Origin of the sequence: Chroococcus sp. FPU101 (assembly GCF_017312365.1) — a bacterium.
GTDB lineage: Bacteria > Cyanobacteriota > Cyanobacteriia > Cyanobacteriales > Microcystaceae > Chroococcus.
In genome coordinates this window covers 70687-89511 of record NZ_BLJI01000018.1, presented here as the reverse complement: position 1 = coordinate 89511, position 18825 = coordinate 70687, and the positions used below count along the sequence as shown (strand labels likewise).

Genomic DNA, 18825 nt, shown 5'->3' with positions numbered 1-18825 from the left:
CAGATCGAACAGAAAATCGAGGCAGTCAGTCAAGCTTTAGAAAATGCCAATTCAGCATTTCAAGCCATAAATCAAAATCCAATTTAACTGAATTGTTGATTGACAGTAGAGACGCGATCCCTTACGTCTCTACCATTTATCTTTTATATAGAATTAGCCCATTGTTTCGCCCAGTCTAAAGTGAAGTGGACTTGTTCTATAGTCGGTGCTTCACAATATAAACGCAAAACGGGTTCAGTCCCACTAAAACGAATCAGTAACCAACTTTGATCGGCTAACCGAAACTTATAGCCATCAACCGTTAAACAATCAATCACTGAACGTCCTGCAATTTCTTTAAGCGGTTCATTAAGCAAAGATTCGAGTAGTCTAGCGCGAACTTCCATACTCGCTAATGGTAAATCAATTCGATCGTAAGCTGAGTCAAAACCTGCTTTTTCTTGTTGTTGGGTATAAAGGGTTGATAGATCTTTTCCTGATTCTACAACGGCTTCTAGGACATACAGAGCCGATAAAAGGGCATCTCGTTCGGGAATATGAGTCCCATAGCCTACACCTCCTGATTCTTCTCCACCGATTAATACTGGAGTGGTTAACATACGATCGGCAATATATTTATAACCGATCGGCGTTTCAGAAAGAGCCAAATTATAGCTTTTTGCAACAAGAGGAATTAAATCTGAGCCACTAACGGTTTTAACAACTTCTCCCGTCATCCCTTTGTGAGTTGCGAGGTGATTAATAAGAATGGGGATCAGAATTTGAGAACTCAGAAAATTTCCTTGTCCATCTATTGCTGCAATACGATCGCTATCTCCATCAAACACCAAACCAACCCGTAAAGCTGAATCACCCTGACTCGATGCTGTTGCAATCATTTCCATAATCTGAGTTAGGTTACGGGGTAAGGGTTCGGGTGCGCCTCCTCCAAACAGGGGATCACGGTTACCATTGATTTCTTTAATAGGACACTCTAAGAGACGTTCTAAACCACTTGCGGCGGCTCCGTACATTACATCAGCATATACCGTCAGTTGACCTGATGTAATGGCTTTGCGAATTAAATCGATATTGACTTTTTTCTTAAGTTCTGTACAGTAGCTAGACCAAGGTTCAAAATAAGATAATGAGCCAGTTTGTGTTGCTGTGGGTGTGGGTTGAGCTAATCTTTCTTCAATCTGTTGAGTAATCTCTGGAGAAACCGAACCCCCAAAATAGCCTTTAACCTTTAAACCGAGATATTTGGCGGGGTTATGGCTGGCTGTCAGGACGATCGCACCGAGAGCATTTTGATCTTTAGCCGCCCAACTAAAGGCAGGAGTTGGTGCATAAGAATTACTCAGTAAAACATCGAAACCTGCCTCTTTAATTGCCTGAGCCGCAATTAGGGCAAAATCTTCGGCCATAAAACGGCGATCATAACCGACAATAATTCGACGAGATCCTACTACAGAGCCATAATTATCTGCTAATACCTGAGCCGCAAGTGGAGCAACAAGGGCGACTCGCTCAAAGGTAAAATCAGCAGCAATGACACCTCGCCAGCCATCTGTTCCAAATTTGATAGGATTTACGGTAAACATGAAACCGACTCAACTATTTTGACTTTTCAACAAATTGTAAAGGTGATCAAAAAGCCAATCAATATTCTTAGCGTCTTTTTCTTTAAGATATTAGACATCAGCATAGATTTTTTGAGGATTATTTTAGTTCTTTATCGACAATTTTCGCGCTTTCTGACCGATAAACTAACTTACTAAGCTTTTTCTTCTTTAATTGTTTGACACCACTAAGCGTGATTAAAGTTAAGATTAGACCCACTAACACCATACGCCATAGTCCACAACCTGCTGCTGCCCCTAATGCTGCCGCTAACCAAATCGCTGCGGCTGAGGTTAATCCCTTTACTTCAACTTTATTTAATTCTCGATGGGACTGTTGTAGGATAATTCCCGCGCCTAAAAATCCAACACCTGAAGCCACTCCTTGGATTGTACGACTGAGTGCATTCGATGAAGCGTATCCAAGATCACGTTCTGCTTGTAGGGGAATCATAACGAATAAAGCAGCCCCTAAACTAACAATCATAAAGGTTCGCAAACCCGCAGGACGACCACTACGCTGACGGTTTAATCCAATAGCACTACCAACTAAAACAGCTAATACTAGGCGAAAAATCATACTCGGCCAATCATCAGAGCTAAAAAACATCCTACACCCCTTTTTTAATTAAGTAAATTTTAATAAAAAGTTAACGCAAGGTTAAGCTTTGTTTGTATTCTAAATAATTTGTAATTAGAATTCAATACAATTCTGCTAGCGGGGGAATCATACTAAATCCAATTTAATAGGACTATGATTGATTAAACGTAGAATTTTGATGAGTGATCCCGCTACAGTGAAGTATTGATTGATCACTCAACCTTATTACTGATTTCTCAAAAAAAAGTTATTCGGACGTTTTTTACTCTAATTCTGTTAGCGGTTCAGTTTGTTGTTTTTCGTTTTTTAATGCTTGAGCTTGCGAATGACCACTTTCTTCGGTCAAAAAATGATTCATTATTTCTTTAAGGCGCATTCGTTCAATATAAGGCCAGCCGCCAGATTCTTCGATATCTCGTAACAAACTGTAGACATCCTTGCGTGTGTTGGGTAAGGAAGGTTCAAAGAGTTGTTCTCTAATATCACGATGAAGATGCTCAAGGGTTCTTAGCAACAGCAATAAACCTTGACAGTTGCCTTGCTGTTCTTGGGCTAGATTTTGAATTACAGTTGTAATGTCTTGTAGTTTTTGGGTAAATTCGGGGCTATTCCAAGCTTGAGCGTCGTTCATGTTTAGCTGTTAATGCGTTCGTGTTCAGCAGTCATCTCAATGATAAAAGAAAAGAGTCTTTAAATCTGTCAGGGATTTGTATAGAGGGGTATCTAAATTTGATACAGTAGATCCCGATGAACCCGTAACAACTTGTCCAAAATGCTGAAATGGACAAGACGGCGAAATTGGAGAATGAAACAATGAGGTTGACATGAGGTATCGTTCATTAATTGTAGCTTTTTTAGCCTTGTGCTTTGGGATTTTAACTGCTTGCAGCGATGCTCCCACGACATTAAACAGAGATCAATTGACTTATGATGAGATTTTAAACACTGGACTAGCGAATAAATGTCCTCAAATCTCTGAGTATACCCGTAGTTCAATTCCCATTGAACGGGGTGAAACTTATCTCATTTCAGATTTGTGTTTAGAACCCCAAGAATTTTTTGTTAAAGAAGAACCCGTTAATAAACGTCAAGTCGCAGAATTTGTTCCTGGGAAACTGTTGACTCGTTCAACTACTAGCTTAGAGCAAATCAGAGCCGAATTGAATGTAGGGACTGACGGAACTCTAACGTTTAAAGAACTAGATGGTATTGATTTCCAACCGATTACCGTTTTATTACCGGGTGGTGAAGAAGTTCCCTTCTTTTATACAATAAAATCTTTTACTGGTCAAACTGAAGCGGGTTTTAGCTCGATCAATAGCTCGGTTGATTTTGAAGGAACTTTTAAAGTACCTTCTTATCGTGGTGCGGGTTTCTTAGATCCTAAAGGTCGTGGTGTGGTAACAGGTTATGATAGTGCTGTTGCGCTTCCGGCTGGTGGTGATGATACAGATTATAACCGCGCCAATGTGAAGAAAACAGACATGGGTAAAGGAACGATGTCTCTTCAAATCACTAAAGTTGATTCCACTACAGGGGAAATTGCAGGTGTATTTGAGAGTGAGCAGCCTTCTGATACTGATTTAGGTGCCAGAGATGCCAGAGAAGTTAAAGTTCGTGGTATTTTTTATGGCCGCGTAGAGCCGAGAGTTTAATTTCTGCTTTACTGATATGGATAATAAGGGACAATTTACCATTTTTAGTGGGGATTGTTCCTTATTGTTTTAGACTTAGAGAAAATTTTTGATAGGTAGTAATGCGAATTTTTATTAGTACTGGCGAAGTTTCAGGCGATTTACAAGGCTCATTACTCGTTGCTGCATTGATACGTCAAGCAACTATAAAAGGTATTGATTTAGAGATTTTGGCTCTAGGGGGCGATCGCATGGCTGAAGCTGGTGCTACACTTTTAGGTAATACGACTCGACTCAGTTCTCTGGGATTAGTTGAAGCCTTACCGTTTGTTATTCCAACTTGGCAGATCCAACGACGAGCTAGAAAGTATTTACGAGAACATCCGCCAGATGCACTGATTTTAATTGATTATGCTGGCCCTAATATTGAAATTGGGAACTATGTTCGTCGTTATCTGCCCCATGTTCCCATTGTTTATTATATTGCTCCTCAATCTTGGGTCTGGACATTTACCGAACGTACTACTCAACAAATTATTAGTATTACTGATCGTTTATTAGCGATTTTCCCCGAAGAAGCCCGATTTTTTGAGAAAAAAGGGGTTTCAGTCACATGGGTTGGACATCCTTTATTAGATCGTATCGCTGATGCACCAAGTCGTGAAGAAGCTCGTTTAACATTAAACATTGCACCCGAACAAGTAGCGATCGCCTTTTTACCCGCTTCTCGTCAGCAAGAGTTAAAATATCTATTACCTGTGATGTGTGAAGCCGCGCAACAAATACAAGCCAAAATCCCCCAAGCACATTTTTATATTCCCGTTTCTTTAGCGGCATATCGTTCGGCTATCTACAAAGCAGTACAAAAATATCAGTTAAACGCGACAATTTTTGAAGGGAAAACCCTAGAAGTGATTGCTGCATCTGATTTAGCCATTACCAAATCGGGAACCGTGAATCTAGAAATCGCGCTGTTAAATGTACCACAAGTAGTGATTTATCGAGTCAGTCAATCAACCATGTGGTTAGCCAGAAGAATTTTTAAATTTTCGATTCCTTTTATGTCCCCCGTTAATTTAGTGGTGATGCGGGATCTTGTTCCAGAATTTCTCCAAGAAAAAGCGATACCTGAAGATATTGTGGAAGAATCTTTAGATTTATTACTCAATTCCGAACGCCGTCAACAAATTTTCGCTGATTATCAAGAAATGCGTGAGAAGTTAGGGGACGTGGGTGTATGCGATCGCGCTGCCCAAGAAATCTTAGAGTTTTCCTTTACAACAAATGAATAAATTTGTCAAGACGATCCATCCCTTTTTCGATGGTAGTTAGATCAGTCGCATAGGATAAACGGATACAATCATCTGCACCAAAGGCAATACCAGGGACAGCCGCGACTTTCTGCTGTTCTAATAATTTTTGACAAAAATCAATCGATTTTAAACCTGTTTGACTAATATCTAGAAATAAATAAAACGCACCATTGGGAGTTAAAAAACTCAAATTAGGAATGGCTTTCGCTCGTTCTACGATATATTGACGACGTTCGGTAAAAGCGTGTAACATTTCAGCTAGACAGTCTTGGGGGCCTTGTAGGGCTGCGATCGCTCCATACTGAGCAAAAGTACAAACATTTGAGGTACTATGACTCTGAACGGTTGTCATTGCTTTGATCACGGGTTCTGTTGCTGCAATATAACCAACGCGCCATCCTGTCATCGCGTAACTTTTAGCAAAACCGTTACTAACAATAGTTCGCTCAAAAATTTCTGTATTTAATGTACCAATACTGCGATGAACTGCCCCATCATAGAGAATTTTTTGATAAATCTCATCCGAAACGACCCAAATATCCTTTTCAACAATAATCTTGGCTAATTCTTGCAGTTCTTCGGGAGTATACACCATACCCGTCGGGTTAGATGGTGAATTTAGAACAAAAATCCTTGTTTTTGGCGTAATAGCTTGGCGGAGTTGTTCGGGCGTAATTTTATAATGTTGTTCGACAGTCGTTGGTACAATAACCGACTTACCATGAGCCAAAGTAACCATTTCAGGATAACTCACCCAATAAGGAGCAGGTATAATCACCTCATCATCAACTTCAATAAGAGCAAGCATTAAGTTAAAAAGTGAATGCTTACCACCATTGGTCACAATAATATTTTCAGGTTTAAAATTTAGATGGTCTTCTTCTTGAAGTTTTTTTGCTAAGGCTTCTTTGAGTGCAGGTTCACCAGAAGCGGGGCCATATTTCGTTTTACCTTCATCGAGGGCTTTTTTTGCAGCTTCTTTGATGTGAGTGGGTGTATCAAAGTCGGGTTCTCCAGCGCTAAAGCTACAAATATCGATGCCTTCCTTTTTCATTGCTTTGGCTTTTGCATCAACAGCAAGGGTTAGAGAAGGTACAACGTTAGTCACTCTTGAGGCAAACTTCATGATTGTTTATAGTTGTTAGTCTAAAGTTCTGTGTTGTCTATAATACTAATTGTCTGATGTCTTACAGAGTAGAAAAAGATTTTTTACAGAATTGAATCATTAGTGATTTACTTTTTAGATAAAATCACTAATGACCGTGACTTTTAGGTTAAGCTGATGCTAATTCCATGTCAGCTTGATTCGGTGTACCTTCTGTAACGAGCGCTCGTTGTGAGGTTCCTTTTTCAAGATAATTTTTCACCATCGCCATCACTGCATCGATTTTACGGCCACGCCATTCATCAATGAGGTTTTCTACCTGTGCAGTCGATAAACGGCGTTGCATCGCTTCATAAAGATAAGCTGCGTGTCCTTTTTCGTCTTGGGCGACACTATAAATTCCTTTTTTTAGTGCTTCGTCTTTTTCTCCTAAAACTCTGGCCATGCGAGTAAAATCGTTACAGGCATCGAGTTCGAGGATATAGGTACTTCCCATAAAAACGAGCCAATCAATGTTATCGCCTTTGAGTTCTTCTCGTGTGTATCCTTTGAAATAAGCATCAAAAAAAGAGCTTCTGCGTTCTTGGGAGTTTTGTTTGGCGAGTTCTTTAGAATCAATGACTTCTTTACCCATGCGTTTTAAAGCTTGAGCAAAAATCTGTCCGTGTCTGCGTTCATCAGATGCGTGTCGGGCTAGTTTTTCGGCTAACCATTGATCACCCTCATCAATAGCGCGTTGTTGTAGGGTTTCTAAAAAAGGGACAGCACCAGATTCAGCGAGTTGGAAACCTGCTAGAGTATTAGGACGAGTTTGGGGATCACATAGATTTCGGGCCATAATGAAGGCAGTAGCCCCAGATCCCAAAGTATGAAGGATACTTGTGAAGAGATTCATGGATTCGGTGTTGAGTACGTTTTCTACATTCTACCCAATGTCTTTTAGTGTGAGGTGTGGTTAGCTACATTTGGAGGGATTGAGGAAATTATTCAGGGTTTAGAACTTCTGATAAGGTAAAAGGTGGCTCGGATGGTAACACATTCGGAGAAAGTTGTGTTTTTTGAAGTGTATCCGTTCTCGCTTTTTGATAGCAGTCTAGAAAACTCTCAGATAATACAGCTTTAAGACTGGGACTATCTTCTAAAGTGAGATCAATCTGTCTTCTTTGTTCAATAATCGTATTACGCCAACCGCGAGAATTATATTCTTTTTCACTCTCCCAATAGGCAAGTTTGAGAAGATGTTCAATGATGATGATTAAACGGCTTTTTATTTCCTTTCTCTCACTTCTTCCCATACTTTCGATTTCTTCTATTAAATTTTCCCAGTCGATTTGCTCAAGTTGCTGATTTTTGAGTAACTCTGTCGTAGTTTGTAGCCACAGATAAAAATCTTTTTCATATAATGTTTTTTGAGCCTGTGTAGTGGGTGTAGTCATGCTTTTAGATAAAATTACTACCCTTACTATGTTATTACATTTACAATGAGTCAAAATTTTCTCGCTCAATGTTGCTTACTATTGAGCAACGCACTATATAAATAACTCGAAATGAACGAAGATTTTATGCAGAAGGAAACTATTTCGAGCTAGAGGATGATTTACGCCCTGAATATGATTTTAGTCAAATGGGGCAAGGTGTTTGCGGTAAGTATGTTGAGCGTTATCAAGCAGGGACAAATGTTGTATTACTCGATCCTGATGTGGCTAAAGCATTTCCAACGAGTGAATCTGTTAATAAAACAATTCGTTAAGAAATATAGATTGCACAGAGACAACAGCCGAATAAATCATCAGAAGGAAAAATACAAGAGAACGTTTTCTACACTCTATCTAATGTCTTTCGGTACGGGGTGTGGTTAGCTACACATAGAGTGATTGAGAGAATTATTCTAGGGTTCAAAACTTTAGCTAGGATTATTTTAGTTGTTGCCTTTAATAACAGACTGACAGACTAGCGTGAAGTGAGTGTAAGAAAAAGAATGACAAAAACTCATCAGATTCGTACAAACCGTCGGCAGCAGATATCTCGATGGATGCCAGGTCTAGCAGCAATCCGTAATTATAATTCTGCATGGCTACAAAGTGATCTTATAGCAGGGTTATCTGTGGCGGCAGTTGCTGTACCTATTGGTATTGCTTGTGCTTCACTAGCGGGGTTGCCTCCTGTTCATGGTTTGTATGCCAGCATTCTCCCACTGATTGTATATGCTCTTTTTGGTACATCTCGACAACTAATCGTTGGCCCTGATACCGCTACTTGTTCTCTTGTTGCTACAACCTTAGCACCTTTGGCGATAGGAGATATGACGCGATATGTTTCTCTATCAATGGTCTTGGCGATGTTAGTCGGGATCTTCTGCATCATTGGCGGATTGATTCGACTAGGGTTTTTGACCAATTTCTTATCAAGGCCGATTCTTACTGGTTACTTAAATGGGATTGCGTTGAGCATTATTGTGGGACAGTTGGGGAAACTATTCGGTTTTTCTCTACAATCCGATGGATTCTTTCATCTACTAGCTGAATTCTTTTCTAAGCTAGATCAAACGCATTGGCCAACACTTGCCGTTGGTTTGTCTGTCTTTTTTTTATTACGAATCCTCAAACACTTTGCTCCTAAGTTACCTTCTGCTTTAATTGGAGTAATTTTTGCGATCGCCGTGTCTATTTTCTTCAATCTTGCTCAACAAGGAGTCGCCATTGTTGGTAAAGTTCCTGCTGGAATACCGCCTTTAAAAATTCCTCTGATACAACAGAGTGACTTGATGCCATTAATCTTAGGTGCGGTGGGTTTGGCTTTTGTTAGCTTCAATAGCGCGATGGTTACAGCCCAAAGCTTTGCCATGAAGAACCGCTATGAGATTGACTCTAATCAAGAATTAATTGCTCTGGGCATTTCTGATCTTGCTGCTGGTCTCTCTCAAGGCTTTGCGGTGAGTGGCACTGATTCACGTACTGCTGTCAACGACTCTGTTGGCGGAAAAACCCAATTAACAGGTATTGCGGCAGCGATTTTTATGATACTAGTGCTGCTATTCTTGACGGCGCCTTTGGCTTATTTACCGATTACTGCTTTATCTGCTCTACTGATTAGTGCTGTTTTAGGACTTTTCGATCTTCAATCTCTTAAGCGACTTTATCGGATTAGTATTCCAGAATTTCGCCTGTCTATTTTAACGATGATTGGAGTAATGACGATCGGGGTTCTTAAAGGTATTTTAATTGCTATTGGACTAGCAATCATTCATTTAGTTCATAAAGCATCGCGACCCCATGATGCGGTTCTTGGACAAATTCAAGGGGTAGATGGGTTTCATGATATCGAGGAGGAGGCTAATGCTCAGACTATTTCGGGGCTAGTAATTTATCGATTTGATTCATCGCTCCTATTTTTTAATGCAGACTTTTTTAAAGCGAGAGTGCGTTCTGTAGTGGCTCAGACAGCAAATATTGACTGGTTTGTCTTAGATGCTGAGTTCATGGCGGGTATTGATACAACGGCGGCGGCTAAACTTGAAGACCTTTGTCATGAATTAGCAGAAAAAGGAATTACTCTAGTTGTTGCTAGGGCGAAGAGTCCTTTATATAGAATGCTAAAACGCAATGGACTAACTGAAATCATGGGTCAAGAACGCTTCTTTCCGACTATTGGATCAGCCGTATCAGCCTTTTGCTCTCAATCTATCGATCAAATGAGAAACTAAACTCGTACAAATAAAACATCAACAAATTTTTTTATTGAAAATTATGCTAAAAACACTAGCTTTTAGTTTTTGTTCGGCTTTCCTGACGGCTCTCCCTGTTGTAGCTGCCGAAAACATCTTTTTGCTCTATGGGCCTTTAGATGAGCCAGTCAAGGTCGATTCTTTAGAAACCTTTGCTAGAGAAGGTAAGATTAATGCTGATTTAAAACTTTTTCTAGCTAGAGCAAGTTCAGAACAACAGGAAAAATTCAGAGAAGTTTTGCTAAAACCGATTGAAGTCAGTCCAGTTATGCTGTCTCGTTTTTTTAACAGCGCAATGGGTGAAGATGTTCTAACTCGTATGGGTAGAGCCATTACAATACCAGGGGGTGAAAATGGTAAATATGCGCTTCGTGCGGCAATCGTACAAGCTGCTTTTGAGCCAGAAGGTTTAACATTACTTAATGTTTTGCGGAAGTTCCCTACTGATATCGAGTTACAAGGGAAATATCTGATCGGACTCAAGAGAACTATTGATCGCATTATTGAAGCAACGGACTATTTTACTAAGGAAATGGCGCAACTATCAGCAAAAGAAGCACAGTCTAACACCGTTGATTTTCAACAACTTCCTAATCTTCGCCAAAAAGGTACATATAAGTTCCGCAAAGAAACCGTTACTTTAACAGATACGAGTCGAGGGCGTACTTTATCTGTACTTTTTTATATTCCCCAAACTTGGCGGACTCCTAAAACTCCTGTTGTAATACTATCTCATGGCTTAGGTGCTTCACCCGAATATTTTGAGGATGTAGCCGAACATCTAGCCTCATACGGTTTTGTTGCTGCCATTCCACAACATACGGGTAGTGATGCGCCACGAAAACAGGCTTTCCTCGACGGCTATGCTAAAGAAGTTTTCGATGTTAATGAATTTATTGATCGTCCCAAAGATATCAGTTTCCTGATCGATGAATTAGAACGTCGCAATCAATCAGAGTTTGGTGGACGATTAGATACAGAAAATGTCGGAGTTGCGGGACATTCCTTTGGGGGATATACTGCTTTAGCCGTTGCGGGAGCCGAAATTGCTTGGGATTATCTAAAATCAGAATGCGATCTTCCCTATAGTGGTCTTAATGTCTCATTATTCCTTCAGTGCCGCGCTTTGAGTCTGCCGCGCCAAACCTACTCGTTTAGAGATCCTAGAGTAAATGCTGTGTTGCTGAAAAATCCTGTAGAAAGTACCATTTTTGGTCAAAAAGGATTAGCCAAAATTCAGATTCCTTTAATGGTTGTTGGTGGCAATTTTGATCCAGCTACACCGTTTGTTTTAGAGCAAGTTCGTACTTTTACTTGGTTAACCACACCGAATAAATATTTAGGATTAGCAGAAGGACAAGCCCATATTAATATATCTGAACTCGATGCAGGTGTGACCCAAGGCTTACAAGCAATTCCTAAATTAGCCTTTGCTGATCCTAACTTACTTGCTAGTTATCGGCATCCCATCAGTATCGCTTTTTTTGAGGTTTATACTGCTAATAATGCTCAATTTCGCCCGTATTTATCCTCTGCTTACGGGGAATATCTCAGCCAAAATCAGCCTTTTAAATTTTATATCATCGATTCGGCCGCCGAACCTGCTTTAAGTCAGGCGATTCAGGATTTTCAGAATAAATAGTTTATGTTAATAAATCTCGACTCATTTGATTTAAGGTGGTGGCGATCGCTTTAATCGTCATCAACATTAAGCTTAAAGGGATTAACGTTTCTAAGGGATAATTCCGACTCTCTATCCGTAAACTTAATAATTTCTCCTCAACTGTTTCTATCTCCTGTATCAACAAGGATAAATCAGGAAATTGAGGAACCATTTGGCTCGTGATCGCCTCAGCAATATCATTAAAAGCATTTGCGGTTCGTTGTGTAATTGCCTGTAATTCCGGTAAAATTTGCTGTTGCCCTACAGAATCTTCTAATGTACCCAGTTGTGCAAAGATTTTTTGTTCGTAGTCGAGTAAGATATTCCAACGATTTTTGTGTTGAGTTGCTAAGACGCTAGAAATTTGTTCAAGACTCGCCATTTTAATTAAGGGTGGATGTTTGGCGATCGCCTGTGCAATTTCACTTTTAAGTTGAGTGATATCCGTTGCTGAAAGTGTATTCTTTAATAAACTTTGATATAACTTGCCCATCTGTTTAAAGGTTACAGAAAAGCTTTCTTCTAAGCCGTCTGAAGCTGATCCTTGTACAGATAAGATTGTGAGTACGACTCCTAAAAATGCACCAATCGGAACCGAAATTAGTGCCGCTTTAATCCCTTGCTCGAAGTAGGGAAAAATATCCTTACCAATAGCATCGGCGGCTACAATAGCTCCAATACGAGCGACTGGTGTAAACCCCATGACAGTACAACTGATGTATGTGAAAAAATAGACAACCCCACTACTAAAAGGGTTATAACCAAAGGATTTGGCTATTAGATAGATCAAAAAGAGTGTCACATATAAAGAAATCGTAGCGGCTAAAGCAAGCGCGATCGCTCGCCCTCGTGTCGGTTGAATGACTGTCACGATTAGACCAACTACGATAATATCAGCCACTTTCTCATAGGCTGAAGGATAGGGAAACTCGATATGACGAATAATCGCCAGCACCATTCCAATAATCAGCCCTAATCCTACAATTTCTAAAACTCGTTTCAGGGACAAAGGAGTCCATTTTGGGAAAGTGATCAAAGACGATCGCTGATAAGTTGTGGTGACTTCTGCTTTATGAATTAATTTATCCTGTAACAACTGCAATTCTTGATTCAATCGAGTCACTAACTGGAGAAATTGGTAAAATTCCAAAACTTCTGGGACGGGATAGCGATCAATGTCTCCGTTAGCTCGTAGCTGATTCAGTTTACCCTCAATGGCTTCTAAATCTTGTTCAGCATGATAAAATTGATAATTTGTCAATAGTTTTTTTGAATGAGTAAGATTGATTAAAGCCTTACAACTTTGAGTTAGATGTTCAGCTAATTGGTTTAACTCAACCGTAAACTGATGTGCTAAGTTCTGTGGCTGCTTTTTTAATATTATTAGATCGCTTAACTGCCGAGTTAATTGACTTTGAATCGCTAAAATTCCACTCCAGTTTTCTTGAACCAACGTTTCACTCTCGAATTCATGAGAAGAACCCGCTAAAATCTTGAAGCTAGATTGTGTTGCCTTCTGAATACGATTGAGTAAATTAGTACCATTGTCTGCTAAATCGATGGCTAGATAGCAATCAATGATTGTTCTAAACAAACGAGGAATATCTTGTAAAACTTGAATTAAGTTTCGGTTTAAGTTATTTTGGGTACTCTGTGGCCAGAATAATAAAGTGACAGCCATCCCAAAAGCGATCCCAATCCAGTTATCAAAAAGCCGCGATCGTAAGTAAAGCCAGATGTTTTGTTGTCCTGATGTTCCGACTGCTCTCATTGCAATCAAAGCACCGAGGAGAGTCGCTTGGGAATATGCTGCTTGCCATCGATAGGTTTCACAAATTAGAGCCGCAAAAATATAGGTTAGTGCTGGAATAATATAGAATCCTGCACCATTAATCCCATAAGAATTGATCAAGATAGCCGCAATGAAACCACCTAAAGCACTCCCTCCCAAGCGTCCCAAACCTGCGATGATTGCACCTCCTATAACTGGCTCAATCACGACTGACACGTAACCAAAAACAGGATAAATATAGTTATCTAACAGATCTGAACGATGCCAGAAAAAGAGGGTTAAAAGAGTTGCACCGAGAGCAAACTTTAAGCCTTGTTTAAGAATCAGTGAGTTTTTAATATCCACGGGTTTTTATACCTCCTGCTACTCACCTGTTAATTGCTCGTTCAATCCCATACAAAATCAAAGCAAAAAATGTGACCAGCCAGAACCAAAGCTGAGGAGGCTCACTATTAATCATAATGATAAAAATAATTGTCGCTGCGATGATCCACCATTTAAACCACCAAACCCACCATCTAGAACGCTTTTTAACCATATTTGATTTTTAACCTCGATTAGCGATGATAAACACCTGTAATCCAACGAAAAGCAGGATTAAGATAACTAATTAAAGAACGTTTTTCGACTACTGCGTGTGCGTCTGCTGTCGTTCCATTCGTTATTGGATGAGGCGTTCCAGTGCCTTCAGTCCACTGATAACCACTTGGTGTATTTTTATCGGTTTGTAATTCTAAAATTGCTTCGGTAACACTAGCATTGGTGGGGATTGGCTTGTCTCGATCATCCTCATCTCTTCCTAAAAGTAGCTTTGAGGCGAGTTCATTACTGCCTACTAAATTAGTCAGTTCGGCTGATGTTACAGGTTGCTCCCCAACTTCGACGACCTTCGCTATAATCCCGCCATAGCGTTCACGATCATAAAGATCTGGAACAACTTCCACTTTCATTCCAGGTTTTAATCGTTTAGCATCCCCACTTTGAAACATGGCGACTACATTAGTCTTGGTGTTAGAGTTGGCGATTTCTAAAGTACCAATGCGACCCCCTGCAGCTAGGACTTCTCCTGGATTAACGGCTATCTCTAAAATCTTGCCATCGTAAAGACTGACTACATTTTTATTAGTTTGAATTTGAGTTTTTAGGGTGTTGATTTCTCGCTGTTGATCGGCGATCGCATTGTAACGCGAGATATCACTGGATGTATCTTGGAGTTCGACTTGGCGTTGATCGGTTGCGAGTACATTATTCTGAGCTATTAATGCTAAAGACTGCGCTCGTAAACTTTCATTAATTCCATTGAGTCGATCTAGTTCTACTTGCACTCGATTGATCGAGTTAGAAGCTTCTAGTTTATTAAACTGAAATAGATAGGACTCAAAATCTAATCGTGCAAGGGCCCCTTCTTTGACCAATGTTTCGTAAGCTTCCAATCGCTGATCGGTCGAGTTTTGGAAATTGTTGAGGTATTTAAGATGATGAAGATAAGCTTCGCGCTGTGCCTGATTACTGGCAAGCTGTTCCTCAAGAGCCTTAATCTGTACTAAATTGGCTTGACGTTGGCGTTCTATTGCTTCTTCGTGTAACTGACGGCGATCCACTTCAACCGTATTAACTCGTTGATTCTGATTTTTGAGATCGGCTAACTTTTGTTGTTTATCTTGTAGTTGTGTCTCTAATTCTGGAAATTCTAAAACGGCTAACACTTGTCCTTTTTTGACTTGATCTCCTGAGCGAACATTTAAGGCTAAAACCCGTCCCCCTTGACGCGGCTGAATATTAACATTTGATCGAGGAATCAAAATAACTGCCCGTCCCTGTACATGATTGGGAATTTCCCCGATGATCGCCCAATAAGTAAATCCTCCGAGTAGAATCCCAATGGGAATTAAACGCAGTAGAACTTCCCGTGCTCTTCCACTAGGCTCTATTTCTTTAATCTCTGGAGCGTTTTTATTATTTAGTTCGGTTTGAGTTGTATCTTGTCGAAGTTCTGTTGCTGTTTGGTCTTTGCCTTCACGTTCGGCAGGTGAAAAAGAATGATTAGACATAGATTTAATTCAATCTCCAGCCATCATTTTTTAAAGATGCCTAAAGTTTATCGTAATTTTGATTCTGTTGGCGAGCAGTTACACTTTTTTCAACATTAGTATCAAATCGATAATCTTCTCTTTGTTATCCTATTGAGTTGATAGCGCAGAGACTTAAGCCAGACTTATTTGTATAGAGCGATACTCTTGTACGCCTTTAATCTTTGTATCTTCGTAACAATGCTGATATTTAACACTGTGAATCCTAATAATTCATTCATTTTTTTAGCTTTGTCTTCAGCTTCTTTAGCTAATTCTAAAATTTCTTTAAGTTCTTGTTCATTTAATTCTTTTTGTTTCATGATAGATTCTCCAATCATGTTTTAAGATTAATTACAAGTGAGATGTTGTAGTAGTTATCAAAAAACTAATGACAAATCTTACTGTATTTTTTTACAATACTCCTTTAGAACTGGGAATTGCCTCAGCCCGACGGGGATCGATTTGTCAAGCATGAACAACATTTTCTACATTCTATCCAATATCTTTCGGTGTGAGGTGTGGTGAGCTACATTTGGAGAGATTGGAGTGAGTATTTAAAGGTTTAGATAGAAGAAAAGATCTTAAGCAATTAAACCTGTTAAAATTCTGAAGATAGTCCATCGCCTTTAGATAATTATGCTCCAAGAACTAGAAGCTATATTTGATGGCACATCCCTTCAGCTGGAAGTACCTTTAAACATAAAGGCAGGTACAAGAGTTCGGATTATTCTTGAAAGTGTTATACCCGACGAAGAACAACAACCCAAGTCATTTCTTCAAACTGCTAAATCTTTGCAGTTGCAAGGTGAACCAGGTTGGTCAGAAAACATTGATTAATACTTATATGGCGAAAACCTTTCTATTAATGATTGAAGTTTTTTTGGATACTTCTTTTGCAATTGCTTTATCTTCAATTACAGATCAAAACCCATGTAAAGGCTGTTCAAATTGCTAATCAGCTTGAGGCTAACAAAACTCATTAAGTGACAACTCAGGCGATATTGTTAGAAATAGGGAATGCGCTTTCTAAACAAAAATACAGAATAGCCGCAATTCAACTTTTGGAATCACTTGAAACTGATCCAAATATTGAGGTCGTTTTATTAACGTATAATTTATACAAGGCTGCTTTCAATTTGTATAAGCAACGAGAAAGGAGTGGGGGTTGGTTGACTGTATATCTTTCATAGTAATGGAGAATCGAGGAATTACTGATTCCCTGACTGCTGATCATCATTTTCATCAATCAGGGTTTAGAGCGTTATTAAGAGACTAACTCCTATAAAAGCTTTGGTTGTAGTAAATAAATAGTGAAAATTTCTTTACAATACTCCTTTAGAACTCGGAATTGCATCAGAGCGACGCGGATCGATTTCGAGTGCCATTCGCATTGATCGTGCAAAGGCTTTAAAGGTGGCTTCGATGATATGGTGGGAATTAATGCCATCTAATTGTTGAATATGTAAGGTCATTTGGCTATGGTTGACGATCGCTACAAAAAATTCCCGCACCAGTTGAGTATCATAGGTGCCTACTCTCTGGGTGGGAATGGTTAAACCATAACTTAGATGTGGTCTTCCAGAAAAATCTAAGGCGACTTGAATTAAAGCTTCGTCTAAAGGTGCAACAAAATGACCAAATCTAATGATCCCTTTACGATCGCCTAATGCTTGAAAGAGGGCTTGTCCTATTGTAATCCCTACATCTTCATTGGTATGATGATCATCTATTTCTATATCACCAGTAGCTTTGACTTCTAGGTCGATTAAGCCATGTGAGGCGATTTGATGTAGCATATGATCGAGAAAAGGAACGCCCGTATTTGCATGACAGTTTCCTTGTCCGTCTAAGTTTAAACTCACTTGTACATCGGTTTCTTTGGTGGTACGGCTAACGGTGGCGATCCGTCCAGTGGGTATCTGAAGCAGTTTATCGGTAATTTGCATAGTATTTGTAATAAAAATTTACAATAGTTTTTCGCGTTCGGTGATGGCTAGACCATGTGCGGGAAAGCCTTCATAATTAGCTAGAGTTGTAGTTGTGGTTTTCAACTTTTCAAAGCCTTCAGAAGTCAAATAGGCTAGGGTAGAACGTTTCAGGAAGTCATAGACGGATACTGCCGAATAGGAACGCGCAAACCCTCCCGTCGGTAATACTGCATTAACACCAATAGCATAAGTAGCAGCAGAAGAAGGCGTATATGCACCGAGTAAGATTTCACCTGCATTTTTAATTTGTCCCAAGATAGCAAAAGGATCTTTGACTAAGACTTCTAAGTGTTCAGGGGCATAATCATTAATAAAAGCGATCGATTCTTCTAAACTAGAAGTTAGAATAATTCCACCATAAGCGGCTAGTCCTTGTTCACAAAATTCACGTCGCCAGTCGGGTAATTGTTGAATATATTCACTCGCAAACTGACTCGCTTTCTGGGCTACTTCTTCACTATGTATCACGAGTAAGGCGGCTGAGTCTGAACCGTGTTCGGCTTCAATTAATAGATCGATCGCTGCCAGTTTTGGATCGGTATATTCATCGGCTAGTACAATTGATTCACTCGGCCCCGCAGGTAAACCCACATCAACAGTACCGTAAAGAATACGTTTCGCGGCAGCCCCATAGATACTACACGGGCCTGTAATTTTGTCAACCCTTGCGACGGTTGAGGTTCCGATAGCCATAGCTGCGATCGCTTGTACGCCCCCTAGTTTATAGATTTCGTCCACACCTGCCATTTTTGCCGCCACAAGGGAAGCGGGTTCAACATTGCCCTGTTTATCGGGAGGGGTACAGACGACAATTCTAGGTACTCCAGCTACTTTTGCAGGAATGGCTAACATCAACATCATCGAAGGAAATGCGCCACGCCCTCTAGGTACATATAAACCAACACTCGGAAGGGGAGTAATTTTTTCACCAGCAAAGACCCCTGGAGAAATTTCGCCGAGTTGAATTTCTTCGGGCATTTGTCGACGATGCACTTCATGAATATTTCTAAAAGCTTGTTCGAGTGCGGTTTTAACTTCGGGTTCGATTAAATGTTCTGCTTGTTCTATTTCTTCGGCTGTAACTCTTATATTTTCTACCGTTGCGCCTTCATAGTCAAATTTTCTGGCATAGGAAATTACGCCTTTATCACCCTCAAGTTGTATCTCATCAATCACCGTTTTAGCAATAGAGAGGGCATTATCGATATCTAACTCAGCCCGTTTTTTAAGTGTGGTGAGTTCTGCTGCTGTCATCTGTGCTAGTTTCAGAATTCTGATCACTAACCCTTACTCCTTGAATTTGTTTCGTCTATCTTTAATTATTGTCGCTTA

18 protein-coding genes are annotated in these 18825 nt (G+C 39.9%); 6 read left to right on the top strand and 12 right to left on the bottom strand.

The window, feature by feature from the left end; genetic code table 11:
* Nucleotides 1-143: 143 nt before the first annotated feature.
* The 3 genes from CFPU101_RS15790 to CFPU101_RS15780 form a co-directional block, all read right to left on the bottom strand.
* Complete coding sequence (locus CFPU101_RS15790; RefSeq protein ID WP_206816295.1) at nucleotides 144-1583, bottom strand: phosphoglucomutase/phosphomannomutase family protein; 1440 nt, start codon at nucleotides 1581-1583, stop codon at nucleotides 144-146.
* A gap of 118 nt (nucleotides 1584-1701) precedes the next feature.
* Nucleotides 1702-2211 (bottom strand): MgtC/SapB family protein, encoded by a 510-nt coding sequence (locus tag CFPU101_RS15785; protein WP_206816294.1) that lies wholly within the window; start codon nucleotides 2209-2211, stop codon nucleotides 1702-1704.
* A 253-nt stretch (nucleotides 2212-2464) separates the two neighbouring features.
* Nucleotides 2465-2833 carry a hypothetical protein gene (locus CFPU101_RS15780; protein WP_206816293.1) on the bottom strand — a complete coding sequence of 123 codons (369 nt, stop codon included), beginning with the start codon at nucleotides 2831-2833 and terminating at the stop codon, nucleotides 2465-2467.
* A gap of 193 nt (nucleotides 2834-3026) precedes the next feature.
* On the opposite strand from CFPU101_RS15780, the gene CFPU101_RS15775 reads away from it, so the two are divergent.
* Nucleotides 3027-3857: a photosystem II manganese-stabilizing polypeptide gene (locus CFPU101_RS15775; RefSeq protein WP_206816292.1), complete on the top strand. Its 831-nt coding sequence runs from the start codon at nucleotides 3027-3029 to the stop codon at nucleotides 3855-3857.
* A 101-nt stretch (nucleotides 3858-3958) separates the two neighbouring features.
* Nucleotides 3959-5128, top strand: coding sequence for a lipid-A-disaccharide synthase (gene lpxB, locus CFPU101_RS15770; RefSeq protein WP_206816291.1), 1170 nt, complete (start codon nucleotides 3959-3961; stop codon nucleotides 5126-5128).
* Here the strand turns inward: lpxB and CFPU101_RS15765 are convergent.
* The 3 genes from CFPU101_RS15765 to CFPU101_RS15755 all read right to left on the bottom strand — a co-directional run bounded on the left by CFPU101_RS15765 (nucleotide 5112) and on the right by CFPU101_RS15755 (nucleotide 7690).
* On the bottom strand, nucleotides 5112-6275 hold the full coding sequence (locus tag CFPU101_RS15765) for a pyridoxal phosphate-dependent aminotransferase (RefSeq protein ID WP_206816290.1): 1164 nt from the start codon (nucleotides 6273-6275) through the stop codon (nucleotides 5112-5114). The two genes, lpxB and CFPU101_RS15765, sit on opposite strands and share 17 nt — an antisense overlap.
* Nucleotides 6276-6423: 148 nt before the next feature.
* The gene (locus CFPU101_RS15760; protein WP_206816289.1) at nucleotides 6424-7149 is read right to left on the bottom strand and encodes a ferritin-like domain-containing protein; all 726 of its coding nucleotides are present in this window, start codon (nucleotides 7147-7149) and stop codon (nucleotides 6424-6426) included.
* Between the two features lie 88 nt (nucleotides 7150-7237).
* Nucleotides 7238-7690 (bottom strand): DUF29 domain-containing protein, encoded by a 453-nt coding sequence (locus CFPU101_RS15755; RefSeq protein WP_206816288.1) that lies wholly within the window; start codon nucleotides 7688-7690, stop codon nucleotides 7238-7240.
* A gap of 101 nt (nucleotides 7691-7791) precedes the next feature.
* On the opposite strand from CFPU101_RS15755, the gene CFPU101_RS15750 reads away from it, so the two are divergent.
* The 3 genes from CFPU101_RS15750 to CFPU101_RS15740 all read left to right on the top strand — a co-directional run bounded on the left by CFPU101_RS15750 (nucleotide 7792) and on the right by CFPU101_RS15740 (nucleotide 11620).
* On the top strand, nucleotides 7792-8004 hold the full coding sequence (locus CFPU101_RS15750; RefSeq protein ID WP_206816299.1) for a hypothetical protein: 213 nt from the start codon (nucleotides 7792-7794) through the stop codon (nucleotides 8002-8004).
* 228 nt (nucleotides 8005-8232) lie between these two features.
* Nucleotides 8233-9957, top strand: coding sequence for a SulP family inorganic anion transporter (locus CFPU101_RS15745; protein ID WP_206816287.1), 1725 nt, complete (start codon nucleotides 8233-8235; stop codon nucleotides 9955-9957).
* Between the two features lie 43 nt (nucleotides 9958-10000).
* Nucleotides 10001-11620, top strand: coding sequence for an alpha/beta hydrolase (locus tag CFPU101_RS15740; RefSeq protein WP_206816286.1), 1620 nt, complete (start codon nucleotides 10001-10003; stop codon nucleotides 11618-11620).
* 1 nt (nucleotide 11621) lies between these two features.
* Here the strand turns inward: CFPU101_RS15740 and CFPU101_RS15735 are convergent, their stop codons facing one another.
* From CFPU101_RS15735 to CFPU101_RS15720, 4 genes are all read right to left on the bottom strand, one after another.
* Nucleotides 11622-13778 (bottom strand): hypothetical protein, encoded by a 2157-nt coding sequence (locus tag CFPU101_RS15735; protein ID WP_242578028.1) that lies wholly within the window; start codon nucleotides 13776-13778, stop codon nucleotides 11622-11624.
* A 22-nt stretch (nucleotides 13779-13800) separates the two neighbouring features.
* A complete protein-coding gene (locus CFPU101_RS15730) occupies nucleotides 13801-13971 on the bottom strand; it encodes a hypothetical protein (protein ID WP_206816285.1) in 171 nt (56 codons plus the stop codon).
* A 19-nt stretch (nucleotides 13972-13990) separates the two neighbouring features.
* Nucleotides 13991-15484 carry an NHLP bacteriocin system secretion protein gene (locus CFPU101_RS15725; protein ID WP_242578027.1) on the bottom strand — a complete coding sequence of 498 codons (1494 nt, stop codon included), beginning with the start codon at nucleotides 15482-15484 and terminating at the stop codon, nucleotides 13991-13993.
* Between the two features lie 164 nt (nucleotides 15485-15648).
* A complete protein-coding gene (locus CFPU101_RS15720; RefSeq protein WP_206816284.1) occupies nucleotides 15649-15825 on the bottom strand; it encodes a hypothetical protein in 177 nt (58 codons plus the stop codon).
* Between the two features lie 316 nt (nucleotides 15826-16141).
* Between CFPU101_RS15720 and CFPU101_RS15715 the strand changes: the two genes are divergently transcribed.
* Nucleotides 16142-16342 carry a hypothetical protein gene (locus CFPU101_RS15715; protein ID WP_206816283.1) on the top strand — a complete coding sequence of 67 codons (201 nt, stop codon included), beginning with the start codon at nucleotides 16142-16144 and terminating at the stop codon, nucleotides 16340-16342.
* Nucleotides 16343-16827: 485 nt separating this feature from the next.
* Here CFPU101_RS15715 and hisB read toward each other — a convergent pair whose 3' ends face one another.
* Nucleotides 16828-17463, bottom strand: a complete 636-nt coding sequence (hisB, locus tag CFPU101_RS15710; protein ID WP_374191963.1) for an imidazoleglycerol-phosphate dehydratase HisB — start codon at nucleotides 17461-17463, stop codon at nucleotides 16828-16830.
* Between the two features lie 6 nt (nucleotides 17464-17469).
* Nucleotides 17470-18774 (bottom strand): histidinol dehydrogenase, encoded by a 1305-nt coding sequence (gene hisD, locus CFPU101_RS15705; RefSeq protein ID WP_206816281.1) that lies wholly within the window; start codon nucleotides 18772-18774, stop codon nucleotides 17470-17472.
* Between the last annotated feature and the right edge of the window lie 51 nt (nucleotides 18775-18825).

Bases quoted from the DNA above. Each gene is read 5' to 3' on its own strand.
- lpxB (WP_206816291.1), top strand. From the start codon at position 3,959: ATGCGAATTTTTATTAGTACTGGCGAAGTTTCAGGCGATTTACAAGGC.
- CFPU101_RS15790 (WP_206816295.1), bottom strand. From the start codon at position 1,583: ATGTTTACCGTAAATCCTATCAAATTTGGAACAGATGGCTGGCGAGGT.
- CFPU101_RS15785 (WP_206816294.1), bottom strand. From the start codon at position 2,211: ATGTTTTTTAGCTCTGATGATTGGCCGAGTATGATTTTTCGCCTAGTA.
- CFPU101_RS15730 (WP_206816285.1), bottom strand. From the start codon at position 13,971: ATGGTTAAAAAGCGTTCTAGATGGTGGGTTTGGTGGTTTAAATGGTGG.
- CFPU101_RS15720 (WP_206816284.1), bottom strand. From the start codon at position 15,825: ATGAAACAAAAAGAATTAAATGAACAAGAACTTAAAGAAATTTTAGAA.
- CFPU101_RS15740 (WP_206816286.1), top strand. From the start codon at position 10,001: ATGCTAAAAACACTAGCTTTTAGTTTTTGTTCGGCTTTCCTGACGGCT.
- CFPU101_RS15745 (WP_206816287.1), top strand. From the start codon at position 8,233: ATGACAAAAACTCATCAGATTCGTACAAACCGTCGGCAGCAGATATCT.
- CFPU101_RS15760 (WP_206816289.1), bottom strand. From the start codon at position 7,149: ATGAATCTCTTCACAAGTATCCTTCATACTTTGGGATCTGGGGCTACT.
- CFPU101_RS15765 (WP_206816290.1), bottom strand. From the start codon at position 6,275: ATGAAGTTTGCCTCAAGAGTGACTAACGTTGTACCTTCTCTAACCCTT.
- CFPU101_RS15715 (WP_206816283.1), top strand. From the start codon at position 16,142: ATGCTCCAAGAACTAGAAGCTATATTTGATGGCACATCCCTTCAGCTG.
- CFPU101_RS15775 (WP_206816292.1), top strand. From the start codon at position 3,027: ATGAGGTATCGTTCATTAATTGTAGCTTTTTTAGCCTTGTGCTTTGGG.
- CFPU101_RS15725 (WP_242578027.1), bottom strand. From the start codon at position 15,484: ATGTCTAATCATTCTTTTTCACCTGCCGAACGTGAAGGCAAAGACCAA.
- CFPU101_RS15780 (WP_206816293.1), bottom strand. From the start codon at position 2,833: ATGAACGACGCTCAAGCTTGGAATAGCCCCGAATTTACCCAAAAACTA.
- CFPU101_RS15755 (WP_206816288.1), bottom strand. From the start codon at position 7,690: ATGACTACACCCACTACACAGGCTCAAAAAACATTATATGAAAAAGAT.